Origin of the sequence: Streptomyces sp. UH6 (assembly GCF_013421635.1) — a bacterium.
Lineage (GTDB): Bacteria > Actinomycetota > Actinomycetes > Streptomycetales > Streptomycetaceae > Streptomyces > Streptomyces abyssomicinicus.
Genome location: NZ_JACADT010000087.1, coordinates 1 through 11,176, shown reverse-complemented (window position 1 = coordinate 11,176; position 11,176 = coordinate 1). Strand labels below are relative to the sequence as shown.

9 protein-coding genes, 1 tRNA gene and 1 pseudogene are annotated in these 11,176 nt (G+C 71.9%); 7 read left to right on the top strand and 4 right to left on the bottom strand.

Features of this window, described 5'->3' with window-relative positions; all coding sequences use genetic code 11:
* Positions 1–275 (bottom strand): annotated as a pseudogene (locus tag HW445_RS08070) (hypothetical protein); the annotation flags it as partial.
* A 97-nt stretch (positions 276–372) separates the two neighbouring features.
* Positions 373–825 carry a response regulator transcription factor gene (locus HW445_RS08065; protein WP_374939619.1) on the bottom strand — a complete coding sequence of 151 codons (453 nt, stop codon included), beginning with the start codon at positions 823–825 and terminating at the stop codon, positions 373–375.
* A gap of 134 nt (positions 826–959) precedes the next feature.
* Between HW445_RS08065 and HW445_RS08060 the strand changes: the two genes are divergently transcribed.
* Positions 960–1,031, top strand: a tRNA-Arg gene (locus tag HW445_RS08060).
* A gap of 1,094 nt (positions 1,032–2,125) precedes the next feature.
* On the opposite strand, the gene HW445_RS08055 is transcribed toward HW445_RS08060, so the two are convergent.
* Positions 2,126–2,527, bottom strand: a complete 402-nt coding sequence (locus tag HW445_RS08055) for a hypothetical protein (RefSeq protein WP_180220334.1) — start codon at positions 2,525–2,527, stop codon at positions 2,126–2,128.
* Positions 2,528–2,842: 315 nt separating this feature from the next.
* Between HW445_RS08055 and HW445_RS08050 the strand changes: the two genes are divergently transcribed.
* Both HW445_RS08050 and HW445_RS08045 read left to right on the top strand, forming a co-directional pair.
* Positions 2,843–3,619, top strand: a complete 777-nt coding sequence (locus HW445_RS08050; protein ID WP_180220333.1) for an SDR family NAD(P)-dependent oxidoreductase — start codon at positions 2,843–2,845, stop codon at positions 3,617–3,619.
* Between the two features lie 62 nt (positions 3,620–3,681).
* Complete coding sequence (locus tag HW445_RS08045) at positions 3,682–5,070, top strand: MFS transporter (RefSeq protein WP_180220332.1); 1,389 nt, start codon at positions 3,682–3,684, stop codon at positions 5,068–5,070.
* A 138-nt stretch (positions 5,071–5,208) separates the two neighbouring features.
* On the opposite strand, the gene HW445_RS08040 is transcribed toward HW445_RS08045, so the two are convergent.
* Positions 5,209–5,970, bottom strand: coding sequence for an IclR family transcriptional regulator (locus tag HW445_RS08040; RefSeq protein ID WP_180220331.1), 762 nt, complete (start codon positions 5,968–5,970; stop codon positions 5,209–5,211).
* Positions 5,971–6,109: 139 nt separating this feature from the next.
* On the opposite strand from HW445_RS08040, the gene HW445_RS08035 reads away from it, so the two are divergent.
* From HW445_RS08035 to HW445_RS08020, 4 genes are all read left to right on the top strand, one after another.
* Positions 6,110–7,612, top strand: coding sequence for an MFS transporter (locus tag HW445_RS08035; protein ID WP_180220330.1), 1,503 nt, complete (start codon positions 6,110–6,112; stop codon positions 7,610–7,612).
* Position 7,613: 1 nt separating this feature from the next.
* On the top strand, positions 7,614–8,444 hold the full coding sequence (locus HW445_RS08030; protein WP_180220329.1) for an SDR family NAD(P)-dependent oxidoreductase: 831 nt from the start codon (positions 7,614–7,616) through the stop codon (positions 8,442–8,444).
* A 144-nt stretch (positions 8,445–8,588) separates the two neighbouring features.
* Positions 8,589–10,001 (top strand): FAD-dependent oxidoreductase, encoded by a 1,413-nt coding sequence (locus HW445_RS08025; RefSeq protein ID WP_180220328.1) that lies wholly within the window; start codon positions 8,589–8,591, stop codon positions 9,999–10,001.
* Positions 9,998–11,176, top strand: a 1,179-nt coding sequence (locus HW445_RS08020) for an FAD-dependent oxidoreductase (protein ID WP_180220327.1), incomplete at its 3' end; no start/stop codon positions are given. The genes HW445_RS08025 and HW445_RS08020, both read left to right, overlap by 4 nt.

Below are 11,176 nucleotides of genomic sequence, written 5' to 3'. Positions count from 1 at the left end.
AGGCTGATGTTGAGGAACCCGGGCCCGGTGACGGCGACGTCCCGCACCCCGTTCGCCCGCAGCAGGCGGGTGCGCAGCACCTCCGCCACCTCCGCGGCGGAACGCCCGGCGGGCCGTGCCAGCCGCAGCGCGACGTTGGTCGCGTAGTCCCCGCAGCCCCCGGGGCCGGGCGGGGCGACCTTGACGGTCTCGGGCACGGCCACCGCCAGCTCGCCCTCGTCCACGGCGGAACGCACCGCGTGAAGCACGGTGTGCGAGAGCTCGACGGGGGTCACGTGGACCAGATTAGGGGAGCCGGGGCGGGGTAGGTCGACCTGATTCGGCGGGGTCCCGCCATCCGGACAACCCGTGTCCCCTTTGGGTGCTCACGTCTCAGTTTCCGCCGCTTGACGAGGCCCGCCGCGCCCGCTCCATCAACCCCCGCACCACCCCGACGAGTTCGGCCGGCTCGAACGGCTTCGCCACGAACGCGTCGACCCCGACGTCCAGCCCGGCCTCCACCTCGGGGCGGCTGCACGCGCTCACGATGGCGAGAGGCAGATCACGCGTCCCGGGATCCGACCTCAGCCGCGCCGCCGTCCCGAGCCCGTCGAGCCGCGGCATCACGACGTCCAGCGTGACGACGTCCGGGCGCACCTGATGGATCACTTCAAGACACTCGGCACCATCGGCCGCGGTCACCACCTCGAACCCTTCCAGCTCGAGATTGACCCTGATCAGCTGCCGGATCACCTCGCTGTCGTCGACGACAAGGATCCGGCCGGAAGCGCCCGCCACAACTAGAGAGTAGGCACTGCGTGCACCCCCCGTCCCGGCTTTCCGCACTTCCACCCGTACCGGACAGGACACGGAGTGCCTCCACCCGCCACCGGGCACCCCACCGAAACCCGTTCACGACCACCCGCGATCAGCTGGTAGTGTTCTACCCGTCACCGCGACGAACGCGAAGCGGACGACACGCCCCCGTAGCTCAGGGGATAGAGCAACGGCCTCCGGAGCCGTGTGCGCAGGTTCGAATCCTGCCGGGGGCACGCAGCAGACTTCACGGCGATCAGTCGCCTGACCTGCGAGCGTGCCAAACATGAAGGGCGGGACCCAGTACTACTGGGTCCCGCCCTTTGTCGTTGCCCCGCACTGGTCGCGTGTCCATGGCGTGTCGGTCACGGCGCCGGCTTGGACGGACGATCAACCTGCTCCTCGACTCTTGTGGCCACGGCCGCAGAGCCGCTAGAACACCCCGTGATCGTTTTTGTGTGCACCGCCTGCTCCCGCCCCCTGACCAGGGCTGTGCAGATGTCCGAGACGCTGAGCAGACCCGGCTTCGACGGGCGGATCGGCCCAGACGGCGCCCGTCGAGCGCCGGCCACGATGCCCCTCGGGTTCTACGCCGTGGAACCCGAACCTTGGGGCGCGCCATTCGTACCGACCGACGACCCCGTTGCCGTGTTTCCTGGGGGCCCTTGTGTCGGCGACCCCGACGGAGATGGGTTTCTGGTGTCCGCAGGACCTCGAAACACGATCGTTCTGCACCCCGACGACGCTCCGTATCTGCTGCCGGCTCAGGTGGAAAGCCAGAACTGGTGGCAGCACTCCGGCTGTTGTGGCCCCCATGGAATGGGTGGGCCAAACAGCTTGTGCCCATGTGGGGCTCCGGTGGGCACCGAGATCGGTGATTGCAGCGGCGCCTACGAACTGCACCTCGACCCGGCTCTGGTTCGCCCCAGGGATGTCGACTCCGGACCACCCTCCTCCGGCACCATCTGACGGCTGCAGAGAGCGTGTCGCGCGATCATGTGAATTTGCGCAGGTGGGCCGTGACCAGGCGGCACGAAGAGCGCGGACAACCGGCTCGCCAACGGGAAGGTGTCGGTCGGCCGGCTCGGCAAGACAGCCACCGGTCTGGACGCCGGCGGCCAAGAGTTCGAGACCAACCCCGGCCGGGACTGCCCGGCCGAGTAGACACCCGGACTGCGCCCTCGCCGACGGAACCGACGGTGGGGGACGGCAGCCCGCTCGGACCACCCCGACCTGCGACGGCAGGCGGTCGAACCACGACTCGACGCCGAGCACTGACGGTCAGTTCCACCAGCCGGCGAAACGCTGAGGCTGGGCTGCGGTCGAGGAGTTAGTCGCTTGGTGTCTTGCCGTAGTAGGGGCTGACGGTTGGGGCCAGTTTGCGTTGGATCGCTCGGAGGAGCTGGAGCGTCTCCGCCTCGTCGCGGCCCGTGGTTGTCGGCCATTCGACGCCTGAGCCGGCGAGGTCGCTGACGAAGACGATCTCGGTGGCCAGAAGCGTCCGCGCCCAGTCCGCCGCGGTGAGGGGGGTGTTGTCGCCGAGAGCCTGTCGGAGCCTTCGGCACTGGTCGTACAGGTCCTGCGTGCCGGTGAAGCCCATGCCGACGGCGAGTTGGGGGCTGCAGTGCGCGGGGCCGCCCCACTCGGAGAGCGCACGGGTCAGGAGCGCCACCTCGGGCTCGGACAACAGCTCGCCGGGCTTCACCGGTCCCGCCATGCCTTGTGGTGACACGGGTTGGCCTCCTTCTGTGCGTCCGCCGGCGTGCCGGGGGTGTGCGTCCGGTACCCGGCAGCGGTCTGTACCGGACCTCTCGGGTGGTCACGGTACTTCCCGTCTCCGCGTCGGCTGGGAGGCGGAGACGGGCGCCCGGAGAAGGAGGCGGGCAGGGGGTGACACTGTCGGTGTCGCCATGGGCTTGTTGCGTGGTGTGCAACTTGTACGCGAACTCTTTGCCGCCAGCGCAAGTGTGCCTACCGTCACACCACGGCGAGGGCAGGGGCGCCCCGCCGGACAGCGGACGACGACGTTCACGCAGGGAGAGCAACCATGGTGGCAGACCAGCAGCAGCGCGAGCCGGGCGGCCTGGGCCCGAAGGGCGGCGGGGCTCCGGCCGAGCAGCACGCGGTCGTCATCGGCGCCTCGAGCGGCATGGGTTCCGCGATCGTGGAGACGCTGCGCGCGCAGGGGGTCAAGACGCTGGCCCTGGACCTGCCGTCGGCCTCGTGGAACGACGAGGTGGCGGGCATGACGGGCGCGGTGGACGTCACGGACGTCGCGTCGGTGGAGTCGGCGCTGAAGGGCGCCGAGGAGACGTTCGGGTCGGTCGAGATCGTCGTGAACTGTGCGGGGATCCTCGGGCCGGTGGCCGCGACGGTGGAGACGTCGCAGGAGACGTTCGAGCGGATCGTGGACCTCAATCTGGGGGGCGCCTTCACGGTGACGCGGGCGGCGCTGGAGCTGATGCTGCCGCGCGGCTACGGGCGGATCGTGCACATCGCCTCGGTGGCCGGCAAGGAGGGCAACCCGCAGATGGCGGCCTACTCGGCCTCGAAGGCGGGCGTGATCGGGATGGTCAAGGCCGTCGGCAAGGAGTACGCCCCCTCCGGGGTGACGGTGAACGCCGTCGCTCCCGCGTCGGTGGAGACGCCCCTGATCCAGGGCATGACGCCGGAACGCCAGGAGATCCAGAAGTCCCTGATCCCGATGCACCGCTTCGGCACCGTCCAGGAGATCGCGCACCTGGTCTCCTACATCGTCTCGCCCCAGGCCTCGTTCACGACCGGGTTCGTGTACGACGCCTCGGGCGGCCGGGCGGACTACTGACGCGGACCACCGACATCGAGGGTGCGACGGCGCACACCTCCCGACGAACAGGACGACGCACCATGTCAACGACGACCACGTCATCCGTCTCCGCCGCAGGCGGGACCGGGGTGCCGCTGGAGCCCGGCGCGGTCTCCGCCTCCGGCGAGGGCGCCTCCGGCAAGGGCGGCCCCAGTCAGGGCAAGAAGGCCTCCGCCGCCGGTTTCGTGGGCTCCGCGCTGGAGTACTACGACATGTACATCTACGCCTCGGCCTCGGCCCTGGTGTTCAGTCAGGTGTTCTTCCCGGACGCCGGGGCGATGGGCCTGCTGCTGAGTCTGGGCTCCTATGGCGTGGCGTACGTGGCCCGCCCGCTGGGCGGGTTCCTGGCCGGCCACATCGGCGACCGGTTCGGGCGCCGCGACATCATGATCATCACACTGATCACGATGGGCGTGGCGACGTTCCTCATCGGCTGCCTTCCCTCGTACGCCACGATCGGCATGTGGGCGCCGGCCGTGTTGATCACGCTGCGCCTGTTCCAGGGCCTGTCGGTGGGCGGTGAGGCCTCCGGCTCGGCGTCCCTGACGCTGGAGCACGCCCCGGAGGGACGCCGCGGCCTGTACTGCTCGTGGATGATCAACGGCATCTGGGTGGGCTACATCCTGGCCACCCTGGCGTTCATCGGGGTGGCGGCGCTTCCCGAGGAGCAGATGTTGTCCTGGGGCTGGCGGGTGCCGTTCTGGGCCTCCGCGGTCATCGTGATCGTGGGCGTGGTCATCCGGCGCGCCCTGGAGGACCCGGAGGCCTTCCGGGAGCAGAAGGAGCAGGGCAAGGTCGCCAAGGCGCCCATCGGTCTGGTCTTCAAGCACCAGCCGGCGGACGTGGTGCGCGTGGTGTTCTCGGCCTTCCTGATCGTCATCAGCTCGGTGGTGCCGGTGTGGGGCCTGACGTACGCGACGCACGTGGTGGGCGTGTCCTCCTCGACGATGCTGTGGGCGGTCGTGTTCGGGTACGCCACGGCCCTGGTGACACAGCCGCTGTTCGCCGCGCTGAGCGACCGGGTGGGCCGCCGCCCGGTGCTGATCGGCGGCAACCTGTTCGGCGCCGTGGCGGTGTGGCAGTTCTTCTGGGCCGTCGGGAACGCGGACGTGCCGATGATCTACCTGGGCTTCTTCCTCTGCATCACGCTCGGGTTCGCTGCGACGAACGCCGTGTACCCGGCCTTCTTCAGCGAGATGTTCAACGTCCGCTTCCGCGTCAGTGGCATGGCCGTGGGCCTGCAGCTCGGCATGATCCTGACCGGGTTCTCCCCGACGATCATCCAGTCCGTCTCCTCCGCCACCGGCGACTCCTGGTGGCCGGCGGCCGCCTTCACCTCCCTGGCCTGCGTGATCTCCGCGATCGCGGTGGCCACGGCCCGCGAGACCCACAAGGTGCCGCTGGCACAGCTGGGTCGCCAGATCGACTGACGAGGGTCCCGCAGGGACGGAACACGACGCACGACGGCGGGGTGCGGCGCCCTCACGGCCAGGGCGACGCACCCCGCCTCGGCATGCCCGGACACCGCCCCGGCGCGCCCGGCCGCCCCGTCTCGCCGTGCGCCCCCCTCACCGCCCCCGGCCCTGGTCGATGAGGTACCGGTCGGCGACGGCGACGAGGGCTTCGCCGAAGCGGGCGGCGTCGGCACGCCCGCACCGCATGACGGGCAGGGCGATGCTGAGGGCGGCGTGCTGTCCCTCGTGGCTGCCGAGGCTGACGGCGAACGCGGCCACACCGACCTCGCTCTCCTCGAAGTTGGAGGCGATGCGGTGCTTGCGCACTTTGGCCAGGGCTTCCCGCAGGTGGTCCATGTCGGCCCCCAGGGGGCGTCGGCGGCGCCCGCTGGAGGCCACCTGGTAGCGGGCCTGGACGTCGTCGTCGGAGAGGCCGGCGAGCATGGCCTTGCCGGCCGAGGTGACGTGTGCGGAGAGGCGCACGCCGGTGCGCAGACCGAACCGGATGACGTGGTCGGTGGCCTCGATGCCGTCGACGTGGTGGATCTCGGTGCCGACCAGGGTGGCGAGGTGGACGGTCTCGTTGACCGCCTCGAAGAGCTGCTCCAGGTAGGGGCGCACCTGGTCGCGCAGCGTCGGGGCGGCGGCCGCGGCGGGCCGGGCCATCTCCGGGCCGGGGAGGTACCGGCGGCGCTCGCCCTGCCGGGCGAACCCGTCCCCGACCATCGTGGCCAGCAGCCGCTGGGCGGTGGACGGGTTGACGTCGAGGGCCGCGGCGGCCTCCGTGACGCTCAACGAGCCTGCCGAGCCCAGCAGTTTGACGAGGACGAGCACACGGTGCGCCGCCTCCACGCGAAATCCCTCATTGCGCTCCATGCAACAAACCTATCTTTCATTGCTCTCTTCGCAAGTAGGTGACTACGGTCACACGAGCCCGGGAGCGGGGAGGCCTCACGGACGTGGCCGTCCGGACGGCCCCGCGGCTCGCTCCGTGTCGAGACGAAGGGGTTTCGGGATGAGCATCATCCAGCAGCAGGACCACCGGCGGTCCCCCGGCATCCGCCGCAGGCGCACACCCGCGCCGCCGCAGGCGCGCAGGGCCGTGGCCAGCGGGACCTTCGGGTCCGCGCTGGAGTGGTTCGACTTCGCCGTCTACGGCGCCATGGCCGCCACCGTCTTCCCGGCCCTGTTCTTCACCGGGATGGGTGAGGCGGCCGGCCTGCTGGCCTCGTTCGCCACGTTCGGCGTCGGGTTCTTCGCCCGCCCGCTGGGCGGCATCGTCTTCGGCCACCTGGGGGACAAGGTCGGGCGCCGCAGGATCCTGCTGGTCACCTTCGTCTCGATGGGGCTGGCCTCCCTGGTGATCGGGCTCCTGCCGTCGGTCTCGCAGATCGGGGTGGCCGCGCCGGTCCTGCTGGTGGCGATGCGCTTCGTCCAGGGGTTCGCCCTCGGCGGGGAGGCCACCGGAGCCCAGTTGATGACCATGGAGCACGCGCCCGGGGACCGGCGCGCGTTCTACGGGGCCCTGATGGCGATGGGCTCGCCGATCAGCCAGGTCGCCGCCAATCTGGCGCTGACGCTCCTGTCGGCGACGCTGAGCGAGCAGGCGTTCATGTCCTGGGGCTGGCGCGTCCCGTTCCTGGCGAGCATCCTGCTGGTCGCCGTCGGCGTCTACATCCGGTTCAAGGTGGAGGAGACCCCGGTCTTCCGGGAGGACGTGGCGGAAGCCGCGGCCGCGACCAGCACGCCGGCCGAGGTGCTGCGCGGCCACGGCGCCACGATCGTGCGCCTGATCCTGGCGTTCTCCCCGATCGTCATCACGTTCTACGTGGTGAGCGTGTACGGCCTGAGCTACCTGACGGGCATCGGCTTCTCCCGCAGCCAGACGTTCACCATCGTGACGATCGCCAACCTGTGCTCGGTCGTCGCGATCTGGTGCGGTGGCCGCGCGGCGGACCGCTTCGGGCGGCGCCGGGTCCTGATGACGGGCTCGGCCGGCACCCTCGTGGCCGCCGTGGTGTTCTTCCCCGTGGTCGGCACCGGCAGCTTCCCGGCGGCCCTGCTGATGGTCTCCTTCGCCCTGGTGTGCGCGCAGTTCGGCAACGCCGGGCAGGGCGCCCTGTTCGCCGAGGCCTTCCCGACCCGCATGCGCTACACCGGCTCGGCCCTGGCCCTGACGGGCACCAACCTCCTGTTCGCGGCCCCGGCGCCGTTCCTCGCCTCGTGGCTGCTGGACGTCTCGGGCGGCTCCACGCTCGGCATCACGGTCTTCTGGGCCGTGACGATCGTCGTCGCGCTGCTCGTGATGGCCCGCATGGGCGACTACCGCACGCTCGAGGGCGAGCGTCACCACTTCGACGGCCGCCGTGACGCGGACCGCGTCGACGGACGTGACCCGGACCGCGCCGACGGCCGGACCGGCGGCCGCGTCGACGACGCGGCCGAGCAGGCCACCCCCACCATCAACGCCCTGTCCGCGGCCCCGCGGCAGGCGGACCACACCGTCGGAGGTGTCTGACATGACCACCACCCCTGTCCTGCCCGCACAGAGCCCGCAAGCCCAGCCGGTGTCCAATTCCGGGCGCTCGGCGATCGTGACCGGCGGCGCCGGCGGCATCGGCTCCGTGATCTCGGCCCGGCTGGCACGTTCCGGCTACCGCGTGGTCGTCGCGGACGTCGACGGCGCCCGTGCCGAGGCCACCGCGAAGGGCCTGCCCGGCGAGGGCCACCTCGGCTTCGGCGGCGACCTGACGTCGTCGGCCGTGAACGCGGAGCTCGCGGCGGCGGCCTCGGGTCTGGCCCCGATCGGGGCCGTCGTGAACGCCGTCGGCATCTCCCCGAAGCGGGAGGGCCGCAAGATCGAGCTGGCCGACATCGACGACGACCTGTTCCACCAGGTGATGGCGGTCAACGTGGCCGCGCCGTTCTTCCTGGTGCGCGAGGCCGCCCCCCTGATGCCCGACGACGGCAGCGCGAGCATCGTGAACCTGCTGTCGATCGCGGGGCGCACGGGGACCGGCGGCCCGGTGGGCGCCCCGTACCCGCCGTTCCTGCCGTCGGCGATGGTCTACGGGGCCTCGAAGGCCGCGCTGGCGAACCTGACGATCAGTCTGGCGCACGAGCTGGCCGGGCGGTGCATCCGGGTCAACGGGGTCGCCCCGGGGTTCGTGGGGACGCCGATGATGGGCCAGGTCCCGCCGACCGGCCCGATCGTGGACCAGGTCCCGGCCCACCGGTACGCGCGCCCGGAGGAGGTCGCGGCGGCCGTGGAGTTCCTGCTGTCCCCGCAGGCGTCCTACATCACCGGCACCAGCATCGACGTCGACGGTGGCTGGGCCCCCCGCGCCTGATCCGCGCCACGGCCCCCGCGCCACGGGACCTCGCGCCGCGATCCACGCCATGCCCCGCGCCACGGGACCCCCCGCCACGAAACCTCGCGCCACGCCCCGTGCACCCACCTCGTGCACCGGCCCCGACCAGGAGAGCGACGCACCATGAAGCACCGCAGTGAGCACGACCTGGTGGTCCTGGGTTCCGGCATCGCCGGGCAGACCACCGCGACCACGGCCGCCGAGGCAGGGCTGGACGTCCTGCTGGTCGAGAAGCAGCCCGCGCTGGGCGGCTCCTCGGCGATGAGCGGCGGCTGGTTCGCCTTCTCCGGCACCCCGGAGCAGGCCGAGGAGGGCATCGAGGACTCCGAGGACCTGTTCCGGCACGACCTGCTGGAGGGCGGCGGGCACCTGAACGACCCGGCCCTGGTGGACGCCTACCTGGCCCACCAGCACGCCGCCCACCGGTTCCTGAAGGACCACGGCGTGCGCTTCCGCGAGGTGGCGATCAGCTCCGGGATGTCGGCCGCTCGCGGGCACAACAGCGAGATCAAGGACGTCCTGGCGAGCCTGCACGCGGCGTTCGCCGCGGCGGGCGGCACCACGCTGACGGGCACGGCCGCGCGCCGCCTGCTGACCGACGGCGCACGGGTCGTGGGCGTGCTGGCGGAGGGCCCGGACGGGCCGGTGGAGCTGTACGGCCGCCGGGGCGTCGTGCTGGCCACGGGCGGGTTCAGCCGCGGCACCGAGATGCTGAAGGTGTTCGCGCCGGAGCAGCTGGCGGCCATCCCGTACGGCGGGCGCGGCAACACCGGTGACGGCCTGCGCATGGCCTGGCGCCTGGGCGCGGGGATGGCGGACATGTCGTTCGTGGCGGCGACCTACGGCTCCCACCCGGAGACGGGTGAGGAGTTCCACGAGCTGCTGACCGCCTACTACATGGGCGCGATCGTCGTGAACACGGCCGGGAGGCGGTTCGTGGACGAGTCGATCGACTACAAGTCGCTCGGCCGGGCCGTCCTGGGCCAGCCCGACGGACTCGGCGTCCAGGTGTTCGACTCCCGGGTGCGCGCGCAGTCCCACCGAGGCATCCCCCTGAAGGACATGGACGCCCTGCAGGAGCTGGGGCACCTGCACGAGGCCGACTCCCTGGAGGAGGTCGCCCGCCTGGCCGGCGTCGCCCCCGGGGAACTGGTCGCCACGGTCGAGCGGTACAACGCCGCCGTCGCCGGGACGGCCGTGGACGAGCAGGGGCGCACCGGCCTGTGCAACGGCGTGGGCGAGCTGACGCCGATCGACGCCCCGCCGTACTACGCCTACCCGGCCAAGGCCCTGATGACGACGACCTACTGCGGGCTGACCGTCACCCCGGACGCGCGGGTCACCACCGTCGACGGCGAGCCGATCGGCGGCCTGTACGCCGTCGGGGAGGTCGTGGGCGGCTTCCACGGGGCCACCTACATCACCGGCACGTCCCTGGGCAAGGGCGCGGTGTTCGGGCACATGCTCGGCGCCGCCCTCGCCGGGACCGGGCCGCTGCGCGAGAACAGCAGCGAGCAGGAGGAGGTCGCGGCATGAGCGCCGTGCGCACGGAGGGCTTCGACGTCGTCGTGGTGGGGTCCGGCATCGCCGGTTCCTCGGCCGCGGTGGCGGCCACGCGGCGGGGCGCCCGGGTGGCGCTCCTGGAGAAGCAGGACACGTTCGGCGGGTCCACCGCCCTGTCGGCCGGCATGTTCTGGACGGCGCCCGACCTGGACGCCTACCGGCGCCGGGTCCCCCTCGGGGACGAGTCCCTGGGCCGCGCCGTCGTCGAGGACTACGCCGAGTGCCTGGAGGAGCTGCGCGCCACCGGCGAGCGGGTCTCCGACACGCCGAAGACGGACATCATGACGTTCGGCATCGGCTACTCCACGGACGTCCTCGCGATCCTGGCCCGGTGCCGGTCCCAGGTGGAGGCGGCCGGGGGCGTGTGCCGTACCGGCACGGCGGCGCTGCGGGTCCTGCAGGACGACGACGGCGCGGTCACGGGTCTGCTGGCCCGCACCGCACAGGGCGGCCGGGTGCGGTACGAGGCCCCGGCGGTGGTGCTGGCGGGCGGCGGCTTCCAGGGGGCGCGCGACGAGCTGACCCGTGCGATGGGGCCGAACGCCGACCGGCTGCTGCTGCGCTCCAACCCGGGCAGCGTCGGCGACGGCCTGCGCCTGGCCCGGCAGGCCGGGGCCGGCGGCACCACCGCGATGAGCACGTTCTACGGACACCTCATCGGGTCCCCCGTGAACCGCTTCGAGCCCCAGGACTTCCTGCCGAACTCGCAGTACTACTCCGACCACGCCGTCCTGGTGAACATGGAGGGCCGCCGGTTCGTCGACGAGACCCTGGGCGACGAGATCCTCAACCAGGCCCTCCTGCACCAGCCGCAGGCAGGCGGCGTGCTGGTCTTCGACGACCACGTGCGCACCACCGTCGGCACCGACGAGCCCTTCCCCGGGCTCGGCGCCGTGGACCGCTACCAGGTCGCCGTCGACAACGGAGCCCTGCACGCGCGGGCCGACACCCTGGAGGACCTGGTCGCGCGGACGGCCGCCTGGGGGATCGACCCGGCCGTCCTGGGGCGGACCCTCCAGGACTACGTGGCGGCCGCCTCCGCCGGCGGCGGGTTCGCGGGCGGGCACCCGGTGTCCTCCCGGGCCCGCGCCCCGCGGACCGGCCCGTTCCACGCGCTGAAGGTGCAGCCCAGCATCACCTTCACATTC